Below are 25,243 nucleotides of genomic sequence, written 5' to 3' on the forward strand. Positions count from 1 at the left end.
AAGGGCATTAAAACCAGATAAACACTAAATGTAGTGTCTGGTTGCTCTAAATGGATAGCCCTTATATATAAACAGTAAGTGTATTTATGATTCTTTATATTGCCGAAAAACCCAGTCTTGCCCGCGCTATTGCCGCCGCCCTTCCTTCGCCGCAGAAAAAAGAAGAAGGCTGTATTTGGCTACCAAATGGTGACTGCATTAGTTGGTGTATCGGACATTTACTTGAACAAGCGGAACCACACCAATATGATCCTGCTTATAAAACATGGAATTTAGATCATTTACCCATTATTCCCACAGACTGGCAGTGGCAAGAAAAAACCAACACTAAAAAGCAGCTTGGTATACTCAAAAAGCTAATCAAAAAAGCCACCACTTTAGTTCACGCTGGCGATCCTGACCGCGAGGGACAGTTGCTCGTCGACGAAGTGCTCCACTACACCAAGGTGCCCGCACAAAAGCTTAAAAACACACAACGACTTTTAGTGAATGACTTAACGCCCTCAGCCATCAAAAAAGCATTGAATAATTTACGCCTAAATAATGAGTTCGCCGCCTTATCTCGCTCCGCACTGGGACGAGCACGCGCCGACTGGCTATTTGGTTTGAACCTAACACGAGCCTACACCATTAGAGGGCGTCAAGCAGGCTACCAAGGCGTATTGTCTATTGGACGAGTACAAACCCCCGTGTTAGGCCTGGTTGTCGCCAGAGACAAAGAGCGAGAAGCCTTCGTCCCAAAAGACTTCTATCAAGTGTGGGCCAGCATACAAACACCACAAAACGTTATGTTCCAAGCAAAATGGCTGCCAAGCGAAGCTTGCCAGCCCTACATGGATGAGGAAAATCGTGTACTGAGTTTGCCTCTTGCACAAAATGTCGCCCAGCGCATTACTAATAAACCCGCTATCGTAATAGACGCCCAATACAAGCAGAAAAAACAAGCGGCACCGCTCCCCTACAGCTTATCAGCACTACAAATAGACGCGGCAAAAGCTTTTTCACTGTCCGCCCAACAAGTATTAGATACTTGCCAAGTGCTTTATGAACGCCATCAAATGATCACTTATCCACGATCAGATTGTCGGTACTTGCCAACTCAACAACACAAAGATGCGCCTGCTATTATTGCGGCCTTGGCACGATCAGAAGGTGATCTACAAGATGGCGCCCAAAAAGCCGATGCGACACGAAAAAGCAAAGCTTGGAATGACAAGCAAGTCACGGCTCACCATGCGATTATTCCAACCACTCAGGCTTATAAAGCATCATCACTTTCGAAAACGGAAGCTTTGGTATTCAACCTAATTGCTCGCCAATACTTAATGCAGTTTTATCCAGAATACGATTACCTATCGTCCTACATCAAATTAGACATTGCCGGAGGTCAATTTGACGCCAAAGGCAATACACCTATTGCTCTGGGTTGGAAAACACTGTTACCCAGTCATAATAGAACAAAAGACCCTGATGATGAGAACCAAAATGAACTGCCCAAACTGACCAAAGGCGACGAATTATGGTGTTCACAAGGTCAAGTACAAGAAAAAGTGACGACACCACCAGCCGCATTTACCGACGCCACTTTATTGGCCGCCATGACGGGCATTAGTCGCTTTGTGACCAATAAAGACATTCGTGCAATTTTAAAAGAAACCGATGGGTTAGGAACAGAAGCCACTCGAGCAAGTATCATTGAGCTACTCTTCAAAAGAAATTTCTTGGTACGACAAGGCAAGCAGATCCATGCTAGCCAGACAGGACGCGCTTTTATTGACTGCCTACCAGCCCAACTGGTCACTCCCGATATGACAGCCCAATGGGAATCGGCTCTGAATGGCATTAGCATAGGGGAAGCCAGCTATCAGGAATTTATGGCAAATTTAGAAGTAAATTTACATCAGCTGCTTAGTGCATCACGAGATATGCCGGTTTCCGCACTACAACATTTACCCGCACCGACCAAAAAGCCTTTTACAAAACGCAGAAGTACAGGGACAAGAAAATCGACGGGGGCTAGAAAGCCCTCAGGATCGGACGCAACGCGCTCACCAACAAAAAGACGCCCTAAGGCGTCTTCATAAACAATGGCTCAATCCGCTCTCTAGCCAATAGCAATATCAACCAGTTGCAACATCAACCGGTGGCAATATCAGCCAATTGCGAGCCAAACACCGACACCAATCATCAAAGAACCAGCAATACGGTTCATAATTCGTACATTTCCGCTCTGCATAAGTATGGCTTTCAGGGTTCTACCACCAGCGGCATAAATTAACAAGCAGATAAATTCAAGCGTCAAAATAATGGCAATTAACACTGTTAACTGACTGGCTAATGGACGACTTGCATCCAAAAATGGTGGCAACAAAGCAACAAAAAAAGCCCATCCTTTCGGGTTTGCAATGGCCGTCACAAAACCTTGTGACATTAAATCTAACCGTGATGCTGGCTTGCTTCCAACTGCGTCCATTTTGATCGCCATCTTGCCTTTAGAAAGCCACATTTGCAGACCAACAAAAGCCAAATACGCACCACCGATGTATTTTAAAGCCATAAAGACACTAGGATAGTTCAGTAACAAAGCTGCCACCCCAATGGCTGACAAAATAGCCACCGTCGCCACGCCAACAAGCTCTCCCAACATCATCCAAAGTGCTCGTTTAACGCCAATGGTCATGCCCAGCGTCATGGCTAATGTCATACACATACCGGGTGTAATGGAAACAAAAAAGAAAGTCGGCACAAATGCCGAAAGCAGCGCTAAATTCACAAAAAGTCCTTATCAAAGATGGCGTGAAGGGAAAGGAAAAATCGCATTATTTTTCATAACAAGCAAGAGAATATAATAAAAACCTCAGTGGGTCGAAAAGAACAGATAAACAACCGCGATACTCGAAATCTATCAGAAAAAACCGAGAAAATGCCTGTTAAAAGCGCTTTTTGCCTTTAAATGTAGAGTCTTCTATAAATTTACTCCACTCGTCATCTAACTCTTCTTCGGCCTCACTAGACATATTTTTGTTAATCTCTTCTTCGGCTTTCTGCAATGCCATATCGTCTTCAATCTCTTGCAACAATTCTTGATATTTTTGCACTGTAGGCTGTGCTTCAATCATATCTTTGATGGGAGTTAATTGTGCTAGAGCCTCTTTATACATATCAATGGCAGCTTGCATTTGCCCGCTCAGAAACGCTTTACGCGCCAGGTAACCATGATAATCTGCATTAACCTTGTAATGATAAAAGTTCAACAGTTTACTGTAACGATGAGCATTGTCTTGATCGATCGTTTTTTCTTTCTGGGACAGAATCAAAAAGGACTTGAGAGACTCAAACAAGCGTTTTACTTCAATGATCAATAGCTCATCATTCATCGTCTTGGCGCGTCTTTTTTGCTTACTGGTCTGAAATTCTGACATTTCTTCAGCCAAATGATTTCGTCGACGCGTTAAGGTTGGATCGGGTTGTAGTAATAATAACTGATCATAAATGGCGATCATTCGAGAAAATAACCACAATCGCATATCTTTAGGCTGATATTGTGGTGGCATGTCATCTAAATAACGACGTACTTGGCGCAATTGGTTATTCAGTGTAGCCACTTTACGCAATTTCTCGAGTCGAGCTTGCTCTTTCAACTGTAGAAAAATAGCAAACGCGATAAATCCACCGATAACAAGCAAAAGTACAGTGATGGTAACAGCTGTCATATAATAGGTTATTTACCTTAGTCGTGTTGTAGCTGAGTAATAATCATCATAAAGCATCCATTTTTATGATGATTCAGTTTTATCTTTTTTAGCAAATAAAACTTTTTCAACATCCTGTATCATATTTTGTAGACGAATAGCTTCTTTTTTTGCCCCACTAACAGAAATATTTTTCTCAATCACCGACAATGCAGCACGATACTTTTCTAGAGCGCGACCTTTTTTATCATTGTCTAAATCTTGCCTCGCTTGGCGGACCAACAAATCGCGATGCGCCAAAGCGTGGGCATATCGTACTAAGACAATATGATGCCGAATAATGGTTCGACTCACACCATAGTGCTCTGTCAGGTATCTTAACTCCCTGAGCATTACCTGCAGTGCATTCTGTACCTGTTCAAGTTGCTGCTGGCTAGTCACTCTATCTTTAACCATCACGTTCTTCCCAAGCTTCAGCTCTGTTAACAAACGTGCTAAGTATATCTTCTTAGTGACAAAGCTTGATTGAAAATTGGCTGTGATAAGCTGTTCAATAGCCGCTAATAAATACTCTATGATAAATAGTTTCGTTTCTTTCGCTAAGTAACGATCGGAAACCGTCTCTAGCGCATAGAGTAAGCGGTCGCTTCGATTAGATAAAGAAGAAAGCTGTTTTTCTTTTAACTCGCGCAGCTGCTTTCGCCAACGAAAAAATGCTGGCAAAGAACAGCACACCAAAAATAGAGTAACAGCCACTAAGACCAACATACTTGATTTCATTTATTGATAGTTACCCAAGACATTAAAACCAGTGTGAAGATACTCAGTACACCTAATCTACTTATATAACATAGAGCAGATGATAAAAACAAAAAAAGACCAGATAGACTGATCTTTTTTGTTTAATTGCCTCTTCCATTATCGAGAGACAGAAAAACCAAGTAACATATAAAAAATCAATGCTGAAAGTAAAGCTGATGCCGGCACAGTTATAACCCATGCCGCGGCAATACGTAACAAGGCAGAACGCTTAACCAATTCTTTTTTCGTCGCTTTTTTCAGTCCTTTACGCTCTTCAGAAGAGATAGGGGAAGAGGCCTGGGCCGCTTTTAGCTCTTTCAGAATCAACCGTTTTTCTTCTACATCCGCCGATTTGAAACGCTTCACAAACTCTTTCGTTTGTTCACCATTATGGCCCGCTGACGCAGAGTGAGAGATAATAGAAGCTAATTTCTTCTCATAAGATTGCTTGAGGTATTCACGTAAGAACCCAACACCAAAAATACCGCCTACCGCAATATGAGTAGAACTAACAGGCAAACCAAGTTGGGAAGCAATGATTACCGTGATAGCGGCCGCCATAGCGACACAAAACGCTCTGGTTTTATCAAGCTCTGTGATTTCAGAACCCACCGTTTTGATCAATTTCGGACCAAACAAAGCCAAACCAACGGCAATACCAATGCCGCCAACCATCATGATCCACAAAGGAATAGAAGCAGAACCAGAAACAGCCCCCGTTAACAAAGCATCATTTATCGCAGCCAAAGGCCCAATAGCATTAGCAACATCATTGGCACCATGAGCAAAGCTCAATAACGCAGCCGAAACAATCAACGGAATAGTAAACAAACTATTTACCGCGTCTTTGTCATTAGCCAACGCGGCAGCGGCCTTATCTACGATAGGACGAACGATAAAATACACCGTCAAGGCAATCGCAAAGGCAACCATAGCAGCCGTAATAAAATCGAGTTTCCAAAGCTTGCTCAGACCTTTCAGAATCAAGTAGGTCGAAAAAGACCACACCATAATACCGACTAGAAAAGGAACCACTTTTCTTGCAGCATCAATCATATCGCTCTTATACGTAATAGAACGTTTGATGTACATAAGGAAAAGCGCGGCAATTATGCCTCCCATCAGAGGAGAAATTACCCAGCTAGCAACAATGGCAATCATTTTATCCCAGTTAGCAATATCCCAGCCACCAGCCGCAATACCAGCACCAAGCACACCACCTACAATAGAGTGTGTTGTTGATACTGGCGCACCAAGGTATGTCGCTAAATTAAGCCAAATAGCACCTGCCAATAAGGCGGCCATCATGACCCAAATAAAGGTTTCCGCATTACCAATGGCATTGGGATTAATGATGCCGTTTTTAATGGTGCCCACTACGGTTCCACCAGCAATCAATGCCCCCGCAGCTTCAAATACCGCCGCGATCAAAATTGCCCCCGTCATAGACAGAGCTTTTGACCCAACCGCAGGGCCAACGTTGTTCGCCACATCGTTGGCACCAATATTAACCGCCATGTAGGCGCCTATTGCCGCAGCAATGGCTAATATTGACAAGTTAGAAACACCAACACCATTGTTGGTTGCATAAAAACCAGACGCTAAGACAAAAGCTAAAGCGATCAATACTCGAATAAACTCATGACCACTTAGTAAAGTGGATTCTTCTTTCGGGTTATTTGTAAGATCCATATGGGCTCTTCATTTATGATTAATCTATGCCAAACTCTTGATAAACTAAGGTAAACCTTACGTTATTCAACAAGGTGCCTTCCCAGCACAGTTATAAATTCGGCTCTCAATTCATCCTATCGAACATCTTGTGTATGAAGGCAAACACGGTATGCCTGTCATATATCTGTAAACTATCAAATCGGCGCCATTCTACACTGGGTTCGTGCAGATAAAAACCCCTGTGTCTTTTGCGTAGACTAGGCTAAAAAAGACAAAAAAAAGTGCCCTAAAAGGCACTGATGACAAAAATACTACACAAATATGACCGTTTTGTTACAGGGTGTTTTTTTCACACCCCCCTCATTTATTAACACTCGATGACATTAACTGCCAAACCACCACGGGATGTTTCTTTGTACTTATCGTTCATGTCTCTCCCTGTGTCGCGCATAGTGCGAATCACTTTATCAAGAGAAACATAGTGGGTGCCATCACCACGTAGGGCCATACTCGCTGAGTTAATTGCTTTAATAGAAGCCATCGCATTGCGTTCGATACAAGGCACTTGCACCAAGCCGCCAATGGGATCACAGGTCAAACCTAAATTATGTTCCATCCCTATTTCCGCTGCGTTTTCAATCTGTTCAGGGGTGCCACCCGTTGCCGCTGCCAATCCAGCGGCCGCCATGGCACACGCTGACCCGACTTCGCCTTGACAACCCACTTCGGCCCCAGAAATAGACGCATTCTCTTTAAATAACAAACCAATCGCCGCCGCGGTAAGGAAAAAATTAATCACTCCCTCCTCACAAGAGCGAGGGCAAAACTCCCAATAATAATGTAACACCGCTGGAATAATACCTGCAGCCCCATTGGTGGGTGCCGTCACAACTCGTCCTCCAGCCGCGTTTTCTTCATTCACTGCAAGCGCATACAAATTGACCCAGTCCATCGCCCCTAAAGACGGCGTAATCATATCCATGCGCGTTTTACTGGTCAGATCTCGGTGCAGGCTAGCGGCTCTGCGTTTCACTTTTAAGCCGCCAGGCAATATTCCCTCATTACGAATACCTTGCTGAACACATGCCCGCATCACAGACCAAATAGAAAGAATCCCCTGTTTAATCTCGTCTTCTGTGCGCCATGTTTTTTCGTTTTCCATCATGATTTGCGCAATACTCTTATCGTGCTCGTGGCAAAGCTGAATGAGGGTTTCGGCATTATGAAAAACATAAGGAAGCTCCGTTGTGTCTTCTACTATCGAGACCTTCCCCTGCTCGTCTTCTTGCACAATAAAACCACCGCCCACTGAATAAAAAGTCGCTTGATGAACCTTCTGCTCATCGGCATCAAACGCCACCAACACCATGCCATTGGCATGAAACTCTAAACGATCAATACGGTGATAAATTAAATCGGTAGCCACCTCAATGTGAAGTGGCTGCTTTGACAATAAATTCAGCTCAGATGAAGCTTCTATTTGCTCAATTCGCTCTTTGACACTACTGGGATCAATACTGTCTGGCAACTCACCTTCAAGCCCCATTAGCACAGCCGTTCCTGTACCATGCCCTTTTCCTGTTGCACCAAGAGAACCATATAAATCAATCTGTAAACGCGTAACCTTGGATAACAAATGACGATCTTGTAATTGATGAGCAAATTGGTTGGCCGCGACCATAGGACCAACCGTATGTGAGCTGGAAGGTCCAATCCCCACCTTAAAAAGGTCAAATAAACTGATTGCCATAACTGTTTCCTCTGTGACAAATACTGATAAGACCATTAACCTTGGCAATATATAAGACAAGATCACTATAAAGCGAAATTATCACTTCTGAGACAAAGTTTCCAATAGGAAACAAGAAGGAAACCAGATATCGGTGCGTCTATTCAAAAAAAAGCAATTTTTTGGCGCTTCGGGACCATTACAAAGCGGCAGGTGAAAAACGGACAATCTAAACAAAGCTCACAATAAAACAAAGCCAAAAGACAGAAAATGTCTTTTGGCTTTTCCCTTTTATACCAGCTTATTAGGTTAGATTAAAAGAACCCGAGCGGGTTGATATCGTAACTGACTAACATGTTTTTCGTTTGCTGATAGTGCTCTAACGCAATTTTATGCGTCTCACGACCAACGCCGGATTTTTTATAGCCACCAAAAGCGGAGTGGGCAGGATACTGGTGATAACAGTTCATCCAAACACGTCCAGCTTCCAGGTTACGCCCCATACGATAAGCAAGATTCGTATCTCTTGTCCAAACCCCTGCGCCCAAACCAAATTCGCTGTCATTAGCAATCGCCAGCGCTTCCGCTTCGTCTTTAAAAGTCGTCACACTCACCACTGGACCAAAAATTTCTTCTTGGAAGATACGCATTTCGTTGGAGCCTTTGAACAAGGTCGGCTGTACATAAAAGCCTTTACCTAAACCATCAACCGATTCAATGCCCCCACCAATCAACAACTCCGCGCCCTCGTTCTTACCAATGTCAATGTAGCTCATGATTTTATCAAACTGTTGTTTTGATGCTTGAGCCCCCACTTGCACATCCGTGTCCAAAGGGTTACCGCGTTTAATGGTTTTCGTACGTTCAATAACCAAGGCCATAAAATCGTCGTAGATGGATTCATGAATCAAGGCACGAGATGGGCAAGTACACACTTCACCTTGGTTGAAGAAAGCCAACACCAAACCCTCCACACATTTGCTGATAAAAGCATCTTCTTGCTGCATAACATCAGCAAAATAAATATTGGGCGATTTGCCACCTAATTCGACGGTTGAAGGAATAATGTTTTCGGCCGCACATTTCAAAATATGCGAACCCACTGGCGTTGATCCGGTAAAAGCAATCTTAGCAATGCGCTTACTGGTTGCCAGCGCTTCACCGGCTTCTTTGCCGTAGCCGTTAACAATATTCAGTACGCCTGGTGGCAACAGATCTTGAATCACTTTAACCAATTCTAGAATCGACGCGGGTGTTTGCTCTGCTGGTTTAAGAACCACACAGTTGCCCGCGGCAAGCGCTGGCGCGAGTTTCCATGCCGCCATCAAGATAGGAAAGTTCCAAGGAATGATTTGACCAACCACCCCTAATGGCTCATGAAAATGATAAGCCACAGTATGCTCATCTAGCTCAGCGGTACTGCCTTCTTGTGCTCGCAAACAGCCCGCAAAGTAACGAAAATGATCAGCGGCTAAGGGAATATCAGCGTTTAAGGTTTCACGAACCGCTTTGCCATTGTCCCATGTTTCGGCCACGGCCAACGCTTCTAGGTTTTGTTCAATACGATCCGCAATTTTTAACAGGATATTGGAACGATTAGTAACCGATGTCTTCCCCCAAGCCGCACGTGCTGCATGCGCCGCATCTAGGGCAAGGTTGATATCTTCTTCAGTAGAACGAGGAATTCGGCAAAATACTTCACCATTGACGGGGCTAATATTGTCAAAATATTGACCTTTCACTGGCGCCACCCATTCACCACCGATGAAATTACCGTACTCGGCTTCAAATGTAATAAGGCTACCATGGGTACCAGGTTGTGCGTAGATCATAAGGTGTCTCCAGTCTTGTTGTTTTTATATCAGGCGTTAATCTTAGTTTTAACCTTGTCCATTAAGAGTAGAAACAATAGCCCAAAAAAACTTGCCTGAGAGTCCACGAAACTTGTCTCGCGATCCATTTCTGCCATGTTATTTGTATTGACCCATAAGTCAGCAAGAGTGATGATAAGCGCAAGAAAATACGCCATACCACACAATCAAAATAAAAAGTATTAAGATCTAAGAGGTGTGTAAATGAGTCGTTCTGTATCCGTAGAAAAAACATTATTGAAGCACAAACGTGCGCCTATTCAGCTGGTCGAAAATCGTGTTTGCTTTGCTGGGCCACACTCTGAATTAAGTATTTACGACACCTATGAGCAGGCTCAAAAAGTCAGTCTAAAAGCGGATTCGCTGCTGTATTGCGGTATGGTGACGGGCGCCAAAGTCATGCATACCAAGCATCGTGACAACATCCCTTTTCTTCCGCATGAGTCTTTTATATTGGCTCCCAAAGAAGAAGTTTTTATCGACTTCCCTGAAGCCCAATTTCACACTCCAACGACTTGCCTCACCATCGCCATTTCGCAAGAAAGAGTCGCGCAAATTTGTGATCGCATGAATGATATTATGATCGAGTCTTTGCCTTCGGGCGCCGTACTAGACCCAAATCAACACCTTCACACTTTGCACACACAGGCAACACAACAAGTCATCGATCGTCTTACCAGTGATTTTCTGCGCAATGACCCAGACCGAGATTTGCTGGTTGACTTTGGGGTCAGTGAACTGGTCACGCGCATTCTAAGACATCATGGTCGAGACGCTCTATTACGTTTTACACAACATTCGCCCGATGCGAATGGCCTCACTTGCGTTATTCAATGGATAGAACACAATCTCGCGCAACCACTAGACATCTGCCAGCTTGCTAAAATGGCTTGCATGAGCCGCAGCCGTTTCTTCGAAAGCTTCAAACGCCAACTAGGCTGTACGCCAGTAGAATATCAGCATCAACGCCGAATGAGCCGCGCCTACCAACGTTTACAAGAAAAATGTTCGGTTACCGAAGTAAGCTACGAGCTGGGCTATTTAAGTTTGAGCCATTTTAGCCGACGCTTCCACCAACACTTTGGCATGTCTCCTCGACAAGTCGCGCAAAGCAAACTCCACTCATGATAAGGCCGACTCATCGCGGTCTAAAACACGTGCCGTAATGTCGAGCGACAATAGATGAATGCCCCCAACATAAAAATCAAACTACACATCAAAGCAAAAAATGGAACCAACTGACCAAGTTGATAAAGAGACGCCAAAATCACCGGCCCTAGGGCAGCACCAAGCCCCTGCATAGAAGCATTGACACTGGCTAAGCGGCTTTGCTGACTGTCTTTTACCAATAAGGTTTGTGCCGTCACTATCCCAGGGAATAAAAAGCCAAAACCGGCCCCAAATAACCCCATGGCCAGTAACACACCCGCGTAGGAATCCAAGAAAATAAACGCGAACTGAGCGAGCACGCCCACTCCAACGCCACTGAAGATTAAAGTCACCACGCCCAACTGAAACCTAGGCACCAAGATCATTTGTACCAAAATGCTAAAACAAGACATGGTCATCATGGCAAAGCCTAACTGATGGGTCGTCTGCGCCACATCAAGCTGAAACCTATCTTGAATCAGAAAACTCATAATTTGTTGCACCCCCGTCATCGATAAAATCGACAACGACGACATACATAAAAATGGCATCACAGGCTGAGTAAACCAGTTAATGGCTGGCGGTTTTTCAAACTGACGCACATGCTTGGCGTCTTTCACAAAAAACACCACCAATAAGCCTGCACAACCAGCCAATAACGCAATAATATAAAACGGCGCTGTCAGTCCCAAGCTGCTTAATAAAGACGCGAAAGCTGGACCTAAAATCATGCCAATACTAAAGGAAGCGCCGATCATCGCAATAGTAGAACTGCGACGCTTAATATCGGTATGAGCAATCAAATAGGTTTGGATGGAAGGCAACACCCCAGCAATACCAAGAGAAAACACAATGCGTAAAGCAAACACAAAATAATACGTCTGCTCAGCGGATAATTGCCTCGCTAACGCTTCTTGTAGCACAAACCCTGTTAAAGCAATGGTAATAGCGTAGCTACTCATACCAATAATCACTGAACGCACACGGCCAATTCGATTAATGATGCTCCCCCATAAAAAGGCAGCCACCACAAAGGTTGCCGCCCCCGCAGTAATCAGTGTGCTAATTCGCACATCCGCCAAACCGATCTCACGACCAATAGGGGGTAAAGAGGTAAAAATAAACGATTGTCCAATTCCCACGGCCATTAAACAAGACAGCAATAGCCAGCGGGACAGTCGGCCATGAAGCGACGAATCTGTAGCAGAAAAAATCAATGTGAATCCTTATCATCAAATAGCCCTCTGCTTAAGCAGTAAACAGGCTGACAAAAAACCGTCGGGGGTCGGTATTAGGAGGCTAGTTATCATCCTGATAAATAGGCCAATAATCTAACATAGTTCTCTCTGTTTTTCTGGTTACGCTCAGAACAAAACGACTATTTAGATAAAAATAATGACTATCAAGAAAGAAATAAAAATGCTTAAATTTTCTTTTTTATGCCAAATCGAAAAAACACCATGCCGTCACTCTTTCAACACCCGAATTTTGTTCATTTCTGGATCGGCCAAATAGCCTCTTCTTTCGCCTTCCAAATGTTGAGTGTCGGCATTGGCTGGCAAATGTACGACTTAACCAACAGTCCAATGGCACTAGGCTTAGTAGGACTGTGTCAATTTCTCCCGCAATTATTATTGACCTTGGTCGTAGGGCACGTTGCAGATCGCTATAATCGTCGGCTTATCTGTGTCTGCACACGTTTAACCATGGCAATGACGGTGGCCATCCTAGCGTATGGCAATATTACAGCCACTATTTCGGCCAATATGATTTACGCCTGCGCTGCGCTTCTTGGCACCGCAAGAGCCTTCGAAATGCCTGCAAATCAAGCGATTTTACCGAACCTGATCCCAAATGCCCTGCTGTCCCGTGCGGTTAGCGCCATGGCTTCAGCACGAGAGATATCCGTTATAGCAGGTCCTGCACTGGGTGGACTCATTTATCTTTTAGGGCCGACGACACTGTATTTATCCAGCATGAGTTGTTTTCTCATCTCCTGCATTATCATGTTTTTCTTACGTTATAACTTTACCGTAAAAAGCAAATCCCCCATTAGCATCGAACATCTGTTTGGTGGATTAACCTTTATACGTGGCAATAAAGTCATCTTGGGGTCAGTCTCATTGGATATGTTTGCTGTGCTACTCGGTGGCGCCACGGCATTGTTGCCAATCGTTGCAAAAGACATTCTTCATACAGGGCCTTGGGGCTTAGGTTTACTGCGCTGCGCTCCGGCATTAGGCGCGTTATTAATGTCTGTCTACTTAGCACGCCACCCTTTGACTCACAGTGTGGGGAAAATTATGTTCGCCGCCGTCGCGATTTTTGGTGTTGCGACCATCCTCTTTGGTTTATCTGAAAACCTTATTCTCTCTATGTTAGCACTGGTTCTTTTAGGCGCTTCAGACATGATCAGCGTGGTCATTCGCTCCACGTTAGTACAATTAGAAACACCAGATGACATGCGAGGGCGCGTCAGCGCAGCCAACTCTGTGTTTATTGGCAGTTCGAATCAATTAGGAGAATTCGAATCTGGAGTGACAGCAGCTTGGTTTGGCGTGGTTCCAGCCATTGTCATTGGTGGAGCAGGAACCATTGCCGTGGTGGGGCTCTGGATGTATCTGTTTCCAGATTTGCTAAAGCGTCACACCTTAGACAAAGCAAATGAGTAACCTTGCTACGCTGACGATGAAACCGAACGTTTCAAAATACTATGAAAAAGACCAAATAAAGCCAGAGCGTAAGCTAAAAAGCTGATACTCAATGACGTCAGCCCAAACTGTCCACCTATTAGTCCACTCAAAAATGGTAGCGTCATTGCCCCCAAGACAGCGGCACTCATCTGAAAACCGATGGCGTGTACTGAGTAATGTTTACCAACCCGTGCGGCTGTTTGCGAAATCATACAAGGAAAGATGGGGGCGGCACAAAATCCCATAAGCGCCAATCCCAAATAGCTAGCGTAAGGTGTCATACTGAAGGTAAAGAAGAGCGCACCGAACGCCATGCCAGCCAAACAAAGACGTAATAACTGATCAACCGAAAAACGCTCAACTAAGAAACCAAAAATAGCGCGGCCAAATGCCAAAGCCCCCCAATATACCGCCACCCAAGTACCCGCGCTGGCAAGGGAAATACCACGAGACTCTGTCATCACAGTGAATGCCCATTGCCCCACTCCGACCTCTACCCCTGAGTACAGAAAGAAAAAGACAATCTGGAAGCGAATCACTGGGTGTTTTAAAGCCTGGAGTTGCGTCACAGGTACAAGAGCTTCTGAAGAAACCTCGGCTTTTTTAGGCGCATGCTTGTCACTTTCCCACAGGTGGCGACTAAACAAAAACACCAGCGTCATGGTAAATAAGATGATAGCGATCACAGCATAACCGAGACGCCAATTTTGCGAAAAACTCACTAAAACACTGGTAACAATAACCGGGCCTGCGGTCGCCCCTACGCCAAATGCGGCGTGTAACCAGTTCATATGTTTTGTAGAGAAATGCTCTGCGGCATAGGCATTTAATCCTGCGTCAATGGCACCGGACCCCATGCCAATCACCACAGAAAACAAAGCAAAAATCCAAAAAGCAGGGCTGAAATAAAACCCGCATAAACCACTGCTCACCAGCAAGCTGCTCACCACCAGCAACCAGCCGACACCAAAGCGGTTCATCAGATAACCAACCGAAAAACTCGATATCAGATAACCGATACCTCCAGCGGCAATCACCAAGCCTAACCACCCCATTGGGACAGCAAAGGCCGTTCGCACAAAGGGCCAGTTAATCCCATGGGCCGCATCCGGCAATCCTAAACTGATAAATCCTAAGTAAGCAATAAACAATAACACGCCTGATGTGCGCACTAACTTATCCTTAAATTTGTTTTTGCTTATTTGAACCGATTCGTGTTTTCAATAAAATCTTTAAATTCACTTAAATTGACTTAAGATAAAGATTTGCTACTTGTACCATCGGCGCTTATCTTTCTCGATCGGTTTCCACTTCCAATTTGGGGCTTCTCCTTTCCAGAGATACACCAACAATAGAACGAAAGTCATACTGGCAACCAGCACAGCCCATTTGAGAAGCGCTTCTTTAGGATCAACAGCGAAACTGACGATGGCCACACTAACAATATACAACACCAATACCAGCCAACCTTGCCAAGTGTTAGGTTTTCCCCACCCCCAGCCATTGTCTTTCGCTGGAAACCACACTGTTTTCTTATCTGTCATGCCTTAAAGCCTCAAATGTAAAGGTTTATCCTGTCTGTGCTGCGTCACTTTGCCTGAATTTATGACATAAAAAAAGAGCCTGTATTAAACAGACTCTTTTCGTTTGAGTACTTATGATGCTTTTCAGTGAATCCAATTGCCTTAGCAGCACATCTTGCCAACCTATCTGGCAAGGAACTCCCCACGGGTTTTATCACTGCGTTTGAACAACCCACCCAAAGCGGTGGTTTGAGTCGAGGAGCTGGCATCCATGACACCGCGTGCTTTTACACAATAATGCACAGCACTGATGCTAACGGCTACGTTATCCGTTTCCAACAAGGTCTGTAGCGTCACTAAAATTTGCTGTGTCAAACGCTCTTGTACCTGCGGACGCTGTGCAAAAAAGCGCACGATACGGTTGATCTTCGACAAACCGATAATCTTCGTTTTCGGCAAATAAGCCACTTTCGCCAACCCATCGATAGTAACAAAATGATGTTCACAGGTACTGGTAAAACTAATATCACTCACCTTGACCATTTCATCTACTTGCATCTTGTTTTCAATGACGGTGATCTTAGGAAACAAGGCATAGTCCAGACCTGAAAAAATCTCTTTCACATACATTTTGGCTATTCGATGCGGTGTTTCTGCCAAACTGTCATCACTTAAATCTAGGCCGAGCGTTGTCACAATATCTTCAAACGAGTGTTTAATACGCTGATATTTTTCTTCATTGGTTAGACCATTATCAATCATCGGGGTTTCTAAACCGCTGTTGATAAGAGCATCACGTACTTTTATCGCCGCATCAGACAAGACGGGACGATGTAAATTGGTTTGTTCAGCTGTGTTAGCTTTCATATGTTTGTCCTAAGTTGCTTAACCCTGTCACATGACACGGAGGCGTTCAAAAAAGAGGTGCTATTTGGTTAATTAGACCAAATGACGACCCCCATCAAGTGACAAGGTTCGACCTGTCATATAGCGACTGCCTAATATATACTGCACGGCCATGACGCCTTCTTGTTCTCCTGGCGCTTTGCGAAGCAGTGACTTATTCAATGCTTTATTACGGTATTCGTCATCATCGCTTTCATTAAACATCAACAATGATGGTGCAATCGCATTCACTTTTACCTTAGGGGCAAAGCGTTTAGCAAAAGAGCAAGTTAAATTAGCCAAACCCGCTTTACTCGCTGCATAGGCAATATGTTTATCACTGCCTTTCTCTACCACGTAATCCGTCATATGAATGATGTCTGCTTGCCCATCTTGCTCAGAACCTGCACATAATAATGCTTCAAAGGCCAGATTTATACGATAAGGTGCAAATACATGCACTTGCCACATTTTTTCCATTAATAAGGCCGTATCAGCACACCCGTCCTCAGGCGCCCATTCAGACGCATTGTGAATAATGCCGCCTAATGCTGAGTAGCGACTGAGTATGGTCGCCACAAATTCATCAACGCCAGATGCGGTTGAAAAATCGGCTTGAATGCAAGTCACCCCTTGTTCTTCTAATGCCACAATACTTTCTCGTTCTTTTCGATAAGTAATAATGACGTCATATCCCTGTGCAAGTAGCGCTTTCGCACAGGCTAAACCTAGACGTTGCCCGCCGCCTGTAATGATAATAGGCATTTTACGCATCATAAGTATCCGTTCCTATTGAGTTATCTTCATTAAGAAGATTGGTAAATACTATTTACTGAGTACTAAACTCTAATTACGCATACTTTTAGAAAAAAGATCAATCTTCATCATCCGATACTTTTTTTTATACGTATGTCTATTGAACCATTTTTGTTTGCTCACTTCTAAAGAAGACATTAGTACAGATATACCGTGTCTGCTTTTGTAATCTAGCCCAACAATGGTCTATAACAATGTTCTGCTTAGTTTCATCAACCCTATAAGGAAGACATAGCAATGACGTTATCATCAGAAAAAAACTCGCCTAGGCCAATATCAAGCAACAGCATTCCGCAAGAAGCGTTTGACTGGTACGATGAATACGCCCATGGCGACATAGATCGCCGCACTTTCTTATCCCGCTTAGGGACGCTCAGTGTCACTGGACTCACCCTTTCTGTTGTCGCTGGTGCGTTGACACCCAACTATGCGCTAGCGGAACAAGTGTCCTTTAATGATCCAGAGATCAGCGCCAGTTATGTCGAATTTGACACACCTAATGGACACGGCAAAGGCCGCGGTTACTTAGTGATTCCCAAGAATGTCAATGCCGATAATAAAGCCCCTACGGTGTTAGTTGCCCATGAAAATCGTGGTCTTAATCCTTATATCGAAGATGTGGCAAGACGCTTAGCAAAAGCAGGGTTCATTGCTTTTGCCCCTGATGCTCTGTTTCCTCTCGGTGGCTATCCTGGCAACGATGACGCGGGCCGCGAAATGCAAAAAACCTTAGATGGCAGCAAGATTGAAGGCGATTTCATGGACGCAGCAACCCTACTGAAAAATCACGAATTCAGCACAGGCAAAGTGGGTATGGTCGGATTCTGTTACGGTGGTTATTTAACCAACACATTGGCGGCGGCCATGCCGGATACCATTCAGGCAGGAGCGCCTTACTACGGCACGCCTGCCAAAGGCAATATAGATAAAATTAAAGCCGCTTTGCAAATTCACTTCGCAGAATTAGATCAGCGAGTGAATGACACCTGGCCTGACTATGAGAAAGCGTTAAAAGCCAACAATGTAAATTACACTGCCTACGTTTACCCTAAAACAAACCATGGCTTTCATAATGATTCAACGGCTCGATATGATGAGAAAAACGCAGAATTGGCGTGGCAACGTACCATCAGTTTCTTTGAACAAAACCTACGCGCTTAAAGAATGAGCTTGCTTAACGGCAAGCAAAAGACCGTTGCACACCGAATAAAATAGGATGAGATACGGCCTGTCATTAGTGACAGGCCGTAACGCTTTTAACATCAATTGCTTGTGTGGCTTTATCATACTTAAAATCAATACCACGTACATTGGGTGTTTGTCGCCATAATGACTCGCACAAGTCAGCAATACTGATATCATGGCTAGACTGCAACCAAGCTACCACCGCTTTGGCGACATTGGGGTAAGAGATTTGCATCACTCGACTTGTCTCTAGCCACTCTTTAATAATCTCAGAGCTCAACAGATTACTGGTTTTAGCAAGGCCCAATAAATCCAATGCAATCGCATTCGAATGCTGCTCTATCTGTCCTTTTAGCGGTTTCGCTAGAATACGGCGTCCTAACTGTAACGCCTCTGAATTCAATTCAAATCCCGCATTACACAGCACAGACTCGCATTCGCTTAAATTTTTCTGGAATAGGTCTCGGCCAAAGGGAAAGACTTCAACGTTTCCATACACACCAGGCTCTATATCCTTACAGTGTAAGCGAAACTGGTAATTGGGGACGCCTTCAAGCCAGTCTAAAACTGCTTCACTGTTTTCAAAAGGTAGATACACTAACACCTGATCAGAATGCGCTCTATTCGCCATGGTTTGTGCGTGAATGAGCGGTGGTAAAATAGGGTAACCAAAATGATGCCAATGGGCGCCTAACTGCGTGGCGGCAGGCGCAAAATTCGACATAATCCATTGCGCGATGGCGTTTTTTTTGTAGCGAGGAATATCGTATTTAAAGGCATATTGATGACCGAAGCCCACACAAGGAACACCCTGACGCTTAGCCGCCCAAGCCACAATGGGTTCAAAATCCGTGATCACTAAATCATAACCCCGAGTATCCAAAGAGCGAATGTCTCGAAACAGCGTTAAAAAATTGGCATTCCGACAGGTAGCATACAGATCTAATTGCCCATTACGCGCCACAAAGCTAAGTCCCTGAAATGTCCGGTAGTTGCCAAATACGGCCATATCAAAATAATCTTCCGGTGCGCGTCCTGAAAACACAAAATCCACCTCGATTCCAGCAGCCTGCATTTCCGCTGCCATGGCTCTTGCCCGAGTGATGTGACCATTTCCTGTACCTTGCACGCCGTACAGAATTTTCATACCAACACTCCTATTGCTAACGCGGCACAAGCACTGCCTAATAAGGCGCCAATCACCGTATCTGTAGGGAAGTGAACGCCCAGAAAAATACGTGATAGCCCCACATTTGCCGCCCAGAAGTACAACATCATATTTAAACTGGGGAACCACTCACTCAAGCAAAAAGCGATAAAAAATGCACCAGAGGTATGACCAGATGGAAAGGAAAATTGATCTGAGGGAATAATAAAGCTGCTAAAATTATCCAGAGCATCCGCTGGCCTATTGCGCTTAAAGCCCCGCTTTAGTACAAAATACACTAAACGCTCAATCACAAAACCCAAGGCTAACACGGCCACTAAAACATCGTATCCGGCCCACCATAGCAACAAGGCCCCTAAAGCATATAACGGACCGTCAGCCGAAAATGAAATTGCTCGCCCGATGGCCGTCAGCTTCGCTCTGTGTTTACGCGCCATACACCAAGAAAAAGTCTGGACATCAAATGCGTGGATATTTTGAAGTATGTTCATGCTAATCACCCTCACTGGTTTCTCTTACTTTCAACATAGACCAGTAAAATGTCCGTTCTGTGGCATTAAGATGACAACTTCATGACAGCACCTATTTACAACCAATAGACAAAAAAATACCCCGACAAAGCGAGGTCTTTTATGTCTATTGATTATTAAACAACAATCATCATTGGGTAATACATCACAACCAATTGGTCAACATAATACCGACACCGATCGATTGCGTCTGATGGTTGTAATCCAAGAGCGATTGCCCATAACCATTAAAGTATTGGATATAACCCCTGGATTTACCCCATAAAGGAAACGTAAAACCCACTTGTAACGCGCCTCTGTTATCGGAGGACTTAAGGTTATTCCTCAACATAACATCAATACTGTAATCGTCAATCACATGGATAATATTCAGCTCGCCGTAGCCATAATAGTTTTCTATGTTGGGATTATCGTCAATGTCAGCACTTTCCGGCATTCGATACCAAGGCTTAATAGAAAATGCGGTATCCTCAGTTTCAAATAAGAAATCCACATAAAAACGATTCCAAGAACGAGAGAGATCGCCCGATTGGCCATTCGACTGATGGTTAAAACCGTACGTAATATAACTCGGTTTGATACCTAAAAGGCCCTGTTTTGGTTTGGTAACGATAAACACCTCAGGTTCATGATTGGTGTCCCGAAAAGGCGCTGAAATATGGCTATTGTAGGCTTGCCAGTAAGCTTGTTGCGTATAGGCAAACCATAAACTGGTATTACGTCCTACCACATCATAGACAACAGGAAATTTCACACTGAGTTGAAACTTAAATTCCACACTTTCCAAACTCTCGTCTGTATCCTCCCCTAAAAAAGAGCGATCATTAGGGTTAGAGGTGTAAGAAAAAGGCAAAAAATAATTGGGGCGATGAGGCGTTAAAACAAACGGATTATTCAAAGTTGCTGTTTCTCTATTTTCCCGCTGCTGAAAAAGACCATTCGCCTCTCTCGCTCGTTGTGAAATAGAGTCTGGTACCGCTGGCTCTTCTGGAGAATAAGGTGCCTCCTCTTCCGTCGGCGTCTCAGAAACACTACCATCGGATTGAATCACAGGCGGATTTTCAGAGAATTGGGGCTCAACTTGTGCCCATAGCAAACTCGGTAGAAGCATCATTGAACACACAATGGCTTTCATTATATTTAAAACCTTTTTTAGCGATTAGACCCGCTATTGTTATTGGGACAGAACAACCTTTTTTGCGTAGGTATCGCGTTCCATTTCACACACTTCCACGGAGAAGCTAACATCTTTTAATGAAAATTGTGTTAACGCTTCAAGAACCAAATGGGAAAGTTGCTTTCGTTGTTCCAACGTCCGACCTGACAACATTCTTAATATCACATGAATGAAGGCATCTTCTTGTCCCGCCGTCAAAAAACTCTTGTATGGAACACTGCGTAATTTTATGTCTTCCGCTGTAAAAAGCGTCGATGCAATGCAGGCAGCTTTCACCGCTTCAAGCAGATCGACTGGTGGCACTTCTTGTTCTAAATTTTGACTGTACTCAAGAATACAATGTGGCATAAAGGCTCCTATTTAGATTTATTTTAACACCCTGCTGACTAATATCCACGCATGGGATCTACTGCGGATGGAATGCAATTGGTTAAACGATAGTGCTGTACATTGGAAGCCACTATCTGACTGGCACTAACAGGATGTGTCGGTGCTGATATATGTGGCAACACAGTGACGGATTGATGTCCCCAATAAGGGTGTTCTATGGGTAATGGTTCTTGCATAAAAACATCTAAAACCGCATGGGATAAATGCCCTTGATCAAGCAGAGTGAGCAAAGCCTTATCGTCAACAATAGCACCACGAGCAAAGTTGATGAGACTGGCGCCCTTAGGTAAATAGGATAAATTTTGCAGATTCAGTAGATGCTGTGTCTGCGTCGTCAAGGGTAACAGACAAACCAGCAAATCACTCTGACTTAACAAAGTAATCAGCCCATCTTCACCAGAGAAGCATTGGACACCCTCTATCTGCTTTTCACTACGGCTCCAACCTGCCACAGTAAACCCATTGTCTACCAAACGTTGTGCACTGACCTGACCCAACGCTCCTAGACCGAGTAACCCAATCCGACGATTTTTTGCCTCCACCATAGGACGCGGGCACCAATAGCCTTCGCTTTGCTGCTTTGCGTAGGCAGGCATATCTCGATGAAGGAACAAGGTCCAAGCCAAAACCGCTTCCGACATTGTTTTTGCCAACATAGGATCAACCAGGCGCACAATAGAAAATGTCGGTGAGGCCAACTCATTGATCATGCGCTCCACCCCCGCCCAAACACTGTGGACCCATTTTAGAGAAGGGAGAGCCAGCAAATCGTCGGGATTAGGATTGGCAACAATCGCAATGTCACACTCCTGCCTTTGCTCTAGTGTTAAGGCTGAAAATGGCAAAATCACCTCGTCTGGCATAGCCGCTGACAGCTGATTAATCCACACGGTCTGCTCAGCGGAACCAATACGACTGACAAACGGGATCATTTGTCGTATACCTGAGCCAAGTCTTTAAACCCTTTCAACTCAATCGCGTTGCCACTTGGATCTTTAAAAAACATGGTCCACTGCTCACCTGGCAAACCTTCAAAGCGAACGCTGGGTACCAGATCAAACGCGACATTGCTTTCAGTGAGGCGTTTGGCGAGTTTTTGCCACTCATCTAATGGCAAAATCAAACCAAAATGCGGCATAGGAACAAGATGATCTCCCACTTTCCCCGTATTCGTTGTTGGGCTGGGCTCACCCAGATGCAGCGATAACTGATGACCATAAAAATCAAAATCGACCCAAGTGTCTGTGCTGCGGCCTTCTGTACAGCCTAAAACTTGCGTATAAAAAGAACGCGTTTCTTCCAAAGAAGTGACGTGAAAGGCGTAATGGAATAAAGCTGACATAGGTACTCCTAACAACAAGATATGAGGTTAGAAAATACAGCACACACAGCAAAAGTAAACACGAAGCGTTACTGCCGCTTCATATATTTAGCATTAAGATAAAAAATGCGTGTCTTTTGCTGTTGTCATGAGAGTGGGGGTTCAGGCAAATCTTGAACAAACGCAGTAATGAATTCACGCGGTGGCAAAGGGTGACCAAAGTAGTAGCCCTGATAAAAAAAGCAATCTATTTCACGCAACCTGTCATAGTGTGGCAAGGTTTCCACCCCTTCAGCAAGTACGCTAATATTCAGCGCTTTCGCCATGGCAATCACCGCGTGAACAATGGCTTCATCGCTTTTATCCGTCAGCAAATCACGCACAAAAGATTGGTCTATTTTTAATCGATCTATGGGTAAAGATTTTAGATACTTAAGAGACGAGTAGCCGGTGCCAAAATCATCAATCGAAAGATGAACACCCAAAGCCTTAATCGCATTCATTTTGTCTAGGCATGAAGCAAGATCGTTTAATAACATATTTTCCGTAATTTCAAGGTCCACACAGCTGGCGGGCACATCGTGTTTTTCTAACTGAGCTTTCAACATAGGCAAAAAACCCGCCTGTTGAAATTGAATTGGGCTGACATTGATCGACATACGCCACGCTAATTGCCATTTCCCTTCTTTTAACCAAGTCGCGACTTGGGATAATGCTTCATTTAATACCCAATGACCTATTTCGACAATGAGCCCTATTTCTTCGGCCACTGGGATAAATTCAGCTGGAGAAATAAAGCCTTTTTTCTCATCTTTCCAGCGTATCAAGGCTTCGGCACCAATCAACTCATTCTTATCGTTGGTCTGCGGCTGGTAATATAAATCAAACAACTTAAATTCTGTCGCATGATGCAGGGCTTTTTCCATGTCAAGCCGCGCATCTGAAATCGCCTGCATTTCAGGCTTATACAAAGCAAATGTGTTACGCCCAGATTCTTTTGCTCGATATAAAGCCGTGTCCGCTTGCTTTAAAATCACCTCAGCCGAACCTTCATTGCCATCAAAAATAGTGGCGCCCAGACTGGCCGTAATATGCACTTCATGATGGCCTGCTTTTTTAACCTGCTGACACGCATACATCACACTGTCCGCAAAACCATTTATGGCTTTTTCTACTTGCTCTTTATCATCGCCCATCTTATTCAACAAAAAAGCAAACTCATCTCCCCCCATCCGAGCAAAAACAATATTGTCTTCTTTTAAGAACGAAAGTTGAGCAGCGACACAACACAATAATTGATCGCCAACATTATGCCCTAGAGAGTCATTGATCGTTTTGAAGCGATCTAAATCCATAAAAACCACAGCAGAATAATTCACACCCTGTTGTTGACGTTGTAACGCTTCATGAAGTTTATCGGCTAAATATTGACGGTTGGGCAAGTTTGTAATCGGATCATAATAAGCGAGATGATGGATGTGCGCTTCGGTTTCTTTGCGTTCGGAAACATCACGGATAAGCAGTAAAGTTTCAACCTGATTTTGTATCTTATACTTTGCCAGACGTATTTCGACAGGCAGTTCAACATGCTGTATCTGGTAAACCGTTTCAATCGTAAGAGGGGTATTCACTTGTAATGACGTCAAAATCTCAACAAATGGTGCCCAAGAAGCAGACGTATGCAATGACTCTAGCGACTGAGAATGCAGATCCGCGCTTTTACGTTTGAGCATATACTCTGCAGCGGTGTTAACCAGGGTAATGTTATTGCTCTCATCCAACAACAAAATACCATCCGCAGCGTGCTCAATCATGGCTTTAGTATGGCTATTACTGCGTTCTAAATCACTTAGAGCCATGCTTAATTTGCTCCACAAACGCGCAAAGGTGGCATGAAGATGACCCAGCTCATCGGATTTATGGTGACGGTAAAATGCCTTCGACAAAGGCAACGTCTGATTATGTTCAAGCGCTGATAATGACTCGGTCAAACGCATCAAAGGATGCGTCACCAAAAAATAGAAAAACAGTGAGATTAAAGAAGCCAGTAACACATCTTTGAACAAATTGTAGATAAGTGTCGACAGGTGTTCTTGAAACATTTCATCAAGCAAATAACGTTTTTCTGGCAAGACAATTAAATGACCTGCTTGAAACACTGGCTTCTCTAAACGCAACCTGCGGTCATACACCTGCAAGTCTGATAAAAAGTAATCCGCTAATGAATGAGAGATGGAGAAATTACGCTCTTTTGCAGTGGCACCAACGAACAGCTCACCAAGCTCGTCTCTCACTTCCACATGCGCAATAGAAGGCGTTAACAGTAAACTATTGATTTGCTGTTGAGCAAAATCCACATCTAATCGAAACATGGCTTCTGCTAATGGCTTTTCAACCACAGCAAGCAGCTCATCAAAATTCTGATCAATCTGCGTTTTCTGATGTCGAATTCCCTCAAAAAACTGAATGCCGCTGCTTAGCAAGCTCAGAACAATGGCTAAGGCTAACGTTAAAATTGCTTGTTTTATAAATAATGATCTAGAAAGAACAACACCCATTATCTCTCACTTAGCTTTCTATGCGTCACGACCATCGCATAACAATATCCACACAAAGACATTTGCACTTAGTATGCACAT

General features: G+C 44.1%; 22 protein-coding genes. 4 read left to right on the plus strand and 18 right to left on the minus strand.

Going from position 1 to position 25,243, the window contains the following annotated elements; all coding sequences use genetic code 11:
• Window positions 1-86 precede the first annotated feature (86 nt).
• Window positions 87-2,084 (plus strand): DNA topoisomerase III, encoded by a 1,998-nt coding sequence (locus DK187_RS00005; RefSeq protein WP_111605278.1) that lies wholly within the window; start codon window positions 87-89, stop codon window positions 2,082-2,084.
• Window positions 2,085-2,152: 68 nt separating this feature from the next.
• On the opposite strand, the gene DK187_RS00010 is transcribed toward DK187_RS00005, so the two are convergent.
• The 6 genes from DK187_RS00010 to exaC form a co-directional block, all read right to left on the minus strand.
• On the minus strand, window positions 2,153-2,773 hold the full coding sequence (locus DK187_RS00010; RefSeq protein ID WP_111605279.1) for a LysE family translocator: 621 nt from the start codon (window positions 2,771-2,773) through the stop codon (window positions 2,153-2,155).
• A 157-nt stretch (window positions 2,774-2,930) separates the two neighbouring features.
• Window positions 2,931-3,713, minus strand: coding sequence for a hypothetical protein (locus tag DK187_RS00015; protein WP_111605280.1), 783 nt, complete (start codon window positions 3,711-3,713; stop codon window positions 2,931-2,933).
• Window positions 3,714-3,776: 63 nt separating this feature from the next.
• A complete protein-coding gene (locus DK187_RS00020; RefSeq protein WP_162623456.1) occupies window positions 3,777-4,415 on the minus strand; it encodes a hypothetical protein in 639 nt (212 codons plus the stop codon).
• A gap of 195 nt (window positions 4,416-4,610) precedes the next feature.
• The gene (locus DK187_RS00025; protein ID WP_111605282.1) at window positions 4,611-6,185 is read right to left on the minus strand and encodes an inorganic phosphate transporter; all 1,575 of its coding nucleotides are present in this window, start codon (window positions 6,183-6,185) and stop codon (window positions 4,611-4,613) included.
• A 349-nt stretch (window positions 6,186-6,534) separates the two neighbouring features.
• Complete coding sequence (locus DK187_RS00030) at window positions 6,535-7,917, minus strand: L-serine ammonia-lyase (protein ID WP_111605283.1); 1,383 nt, start codon at window positions 7,915-7,917, stop codon at window positions 6,535-6,537.
• Window positions 7,918-8,210: 293 nt separating this feature from the next.
• Window positions 8,211-9,728 carry an acetaldehyde dehydrogenase ExaC gene (exaC, locus tag DK187_RS00035; protein WP_111605284.1) on the minus strand — a complete coding sequence of 506 codons (1,518 nt, stop codon included), beginning with the start codon at window positions 9,726-9,728 and terminating at the stop codon, window positions 8,211-8,213.
• Between the two features lie 243 nt (window positions 9,729-9,971).
• Here exaC and DK187_RS00040 point away from each other — a divergent pair, with 243 nt between their 5' ends.
• Window positions 9,972-10,895, plus strand: a complete 924-nt coding sequence (locus tag DK187_RS00040; RefSeq protein ID WP_111605285.1) for a helix-turn-helix transcriptional regulator — start codon at window positions 9,972-9,974, stop codon at window positions 10,893-10,895.
• A gap of 20 nt (window positions 10,896-10,915) precedes the next feature.
• Here the strand turns inward: DK187_RS00040 and DK187_RS00045 are convergent, their stop codons facing one another.
• Window positions 10,916-12,133: an MFS transporter gene (locus tag DK187_RS00045; protein ID WP_111605286.1), complete on the minus strand. Its 1,218-nt coding sequence runs from the start codon at window positions 12,131-12,133 to the stop codon at window positions 10,916-10,918.
• Window positions 12,134-12,376: 243 nt separating this feature from the next.
• On the opposite strand from DK187_RS00045, the gene DK187_RS00050 reads away from it, so the two are divergent.
• Window positions 12,377-13,588: an MFS transporter gene (locus DK187_RS00050; RefSeq protein WP_111605486.1), complete on the plus strand. Its 1,212-nt coding sequence runs from the start codon at window positions 12,377-12,379 to the stop codon at window positions 13,586-13,588.
• Window positions 13,589-13,593: 5 nt separating this feature from the next.
• Here DK187_RS00050 and DK187_RS00055 read toward each other — a convergent pair whose 3' ends face one another.
• The 4 genes from DK187_RS00055 to folM form a co-directional block, all read right to left on the minus strand.
• Entirely contained in the window at window positions 13,594-14,781 is a 1,188-nt protein-coding gene (locus tag DK187_RS00055) for an MFS transporter (protein ID WP_162623457.1), read from the minus strand.
• 96 nt (window positions 14,782-14,877) lie between these two features.
• A complete protein-coding gene (locus DK187_RS00060; protein ID WP_111605288.1) occupies window positions 14,878-15,153 on the minus strand; it encodes a hypothetical protein in 276 nt (91 codons plus the stop codon).
• A gap of 162 nt (window positions 15,154-15,315) precedes the next feature.
• Window positions 15,316-15,999: a GTP cyclohydrolase I FolE gene (gene folE, locus DK187_RS00065; RefSeq protein ID WP_111605289.1), complete on the minus strand. Its 684-nt coding sequence runs from the start codon at window positions 15,997-15,999 to the stop codon at window positions 15,316-15,318.
• A 72-nt stretch (window positions 16,000-16,071) separates the two neighbouring features.
• Entirely contained in the window at window positions 16,072-16,794 is a 723-nt protein-coding gene (folM, locus tag DK187_RS00070; protein ID WP_111605290.1) for a dihydromonapterin reductase, read from the minus strand.
• 276 nt (window positions 16,795-17,070) lie between these two features.
• Between folM and DK187_RS00075 the strand changes: the two genes are divergently transcribed.
• Window positions 17,071-17,994 carry a dienelactone hydrolase family protein gene (locus DK187_RS00075; RefSeq protein WP_111605291.1) on the plus strand — a complete coding sequence of 308 codons (924 nt, stop codon included), beginning with the start codon at window positions 17,071-17,073 and terminating at the stop codon, window positions 17,992-17,994.
• Window positions 17,995-18,067: 73 nt separating this feature from the next.
• Here the strand turns inward: DK187_RS00075 and DK187_RS00080 are convergent, their stop codons facing one another.
• The 7 genes from DK187_RS00080 to DK187_RS00110 all read right to left on the minus strand — a co-directional run bounded on the left by DK187_RS00080 (window position 18,068) and on the right by DK187_RS00110 (window position 25,162).
• Window positions 18,068-19,165, minus strand: a complete 1,098-nt coding sequence (locus tag DK187_RS00080; protein WP_111605292.1) for an MJ1255/VC2487 family glycosyltransferase — start codon at window positions 19,163-19,165, stop codon at window positions 18,068-18,070.
• Entirely contained in the window at window positions 19,162-19,677 is a 516-nt protein-coding gene (locus DK187_RS00085; RefSeq protein WP_111605293.1) for a phosphatase PAP2 family protein, read from the minus strand. Before DK187_RS00085 ends, DK187_RS00080 begins: the two co-directional genes overlap by 4 nt.
• 184 nt (window positions 19,678-19,861) lie before the next feature.
• Complete coding sequence (locus DK187_RS00090; RefSeq protein ID WP_111605294.1) at window positions 19,862-20,851, minus strand: phospholipase A; 990 nt, start codon at window positions 20,849-20,851, stop codon at window positions 19,862-19,864.
• A gap of 39 nt (window positions 20,852-20,890) precedes the next feature.
• Window positions 20,891-21,241, minus strand: a complete 351-nt coding sequence (locus DK187_RS00095; RefSeq protein WP_111605295.1) for a 5-carboxymethyl-2-hydroxymuconate Delta-isomerase — start codon at window positions 21,239-21,241, stop codon at window positions 20,891-20,893.
• Window positions 21,242-21,279: 38 nt separating this feature from the next.
• Window positions 21,280-22,215 carry a 2-hydroxyacid dehydrogenase gene (locus tag DK187_RS00100; RefSeq protein ID WP_111605296.1) on the minus strand — a complete coding sequence of 312 codons (936 nt, stop codon included), beginning with the start codon at window positions 22,213-22,215 and terminating at the stop codon, window positions 21,280-21,282.
• The gene (locus DK187_RS00105) at window positions 22,212-22,625 is read right to left on the minus strand and encodes a VOC family protein (protein WP_111605297.1); all 414 of its coding nucleotides are present in this window, start codon (window positions 22,623-22,625) and stop codon (window positions 22,212-22,214) included. Before DK187_RS00105 ends, DK187_RS00100 begins: the two co-directional genes overlap by 4 nt.
• 125 nt (window positions 22,626-22,750) lie before the next feature.
• Window positions 22,751-25,162 carry a putative bifunctional diguanylate cyclase/phosphodiesterase gene (locus DK187_RS00110; protein ID WP_111605298.1) on the minus strand — a complete coding sequence of 804 codons (2,412 nt, stop codon included), beginning with the start codon at window positions 25,160-25,162 and terminating at the stop codon, window positions 22,751-22,753.
• Between the last annotated feature and the right edge of the window lie 81 nt (window positions 25,163-25,243).

The sequence above is a fragment of the Marinomonas arctica genome, from assembly GCF_003259225.1.
GTDB classification, from domain to species: Bacteria; Pseudomonadota; Gammaproteobacteria; order Pseudomonadales; family Marinomonadaceae; genus Marinomonas; species Marinomonas arctica.

Excerpts from the sequence above, each read along its gene's own strand:
- DK187_RS00005 (WP_111605278.1), top strand. The coding sequence starts at position 87 with ATGATTCTTTATATTGCCGAAAAACCCAGTCTTGCCCGCGCTATTGCC.
- DK187_RS00015 (WP_111605280.1), bottom strand. The coding sequence starts at position 3,713 with ATGACAGCTGTTACCATCACTGTACTTTTGCTTGTTATCGGTGGATTT.
- DK187_RS00025 (WP_111605282.1), bottom strand. The coding sequence starts at position 6,185 with ATGGATCTTACAAATAACCCGAAAGAAGAATCCACTTTACTAAGTGGT.
- DK187_RS00030 (WP_111605283.1), bottom strand. The coding sequence starts at position 7,917 with ATGGCAATCAGTTTATTTGACCTTTTTAAGGTGGGGATTGGACCTTCC.
- exaC (WP_111605284.1), bottom strand. The coding sequence starts at position 9,728 with ATGATCTACGCACAACCTGGTACCCATGGTAGCCTTATTACATTTGAA.
- DK187_RS00040 (WP_111605285.1), top strand. The coding sequence starts at position 9,972 with ATGAGTCGTTCTGTATCCGTAGAAAAAACATTATTGAAGCACAAACGT.
- DK187_RS00050 (WP_111605486.1), top strand. The coding sequence starts at position 12,377 with ATGCCGTCACTCTTTCAACACCCGAATTTTGTTCATTTCTGGATCGGC.
- DK187_RS00060 (WP_111605288.1), bottom strand. The coding sequence starts at position 15,153 with ATGACAGATAAGAAAACAGTGTGGTTTCCAGCGAAAGACAATGGCTGG.
- folE (WP_111605289.1), bottom strand. The coding sequence starts at position 15,999 with ATGAAAGCTAACACAGCTGAACAAACCAATTTACATCGTCCCGTCTTG.
- folM (WP_111605290.1), bottom strand. The coding sequence starts at position 16,794 with ATGATGCGTAAAATGCCTATTATCATTACAGGCGGCGGGCAACGTCTA.
- DK187_RS00075 (WP_111605291.1), top strand. The coding sequence starts at position 17,071 with ATGACGTTATCATCAGAAAAAAACTCGCCTAGGCCAATATCAAGCAAC.
- DK187_RS00080 (WP_111605292.1), bottom strand. The coding sequence starts at position 19,165 with ATGAAAATTCTGTACGGCGTGCAAGGTACAGGAAATGGTCACATCACT.
- DK187_RS00085 (WP_111605293.1), bottom strand. The coding sequence starts at position 19,677 with ATGAACATACTTCAAAATATCCACGCATTTGATGTCCAGACTTTTTCT.
- DK187_RS00090 (WP_111605294.1), bottom strand. The coding sequence starts at position 20,851 with ATGAAAGCCATTGTGTGTTCAATGATGCTTCTACCGAGTTTGCTATGG.
- DK187_RS00095 (WP_111605295.1), bottom strand. The coding sequence starts at position 21,241 with ATGCCACATTGTATTCTTGAGTACAGTCAAAATTTAGAACAAGAAGTG.
- DK187_RS00100 (WP_111605296.1), bottom strand. The coding sequence starts at position 22,215 with ATGATCCCGTTTGTCAGTCGTATTGGTTCCGCTGAGCAGACCGTGTGG.
- DK187_RS00105 (WP_111605297.1), bottom strand. The coding sequence starts at position 22,625 with ATGTCAGCTTTATTCCATTACGCCTTTCACGTCACTTCTTTGGAAGAA.
- DK187_RS00110 (WP_111605298.1), bottom strand. The coding sequence starts at position 25,162 with ATGGGTGTTGTTCTTTCTAGATCATTATTTATAAAACAAGCAATTTTA.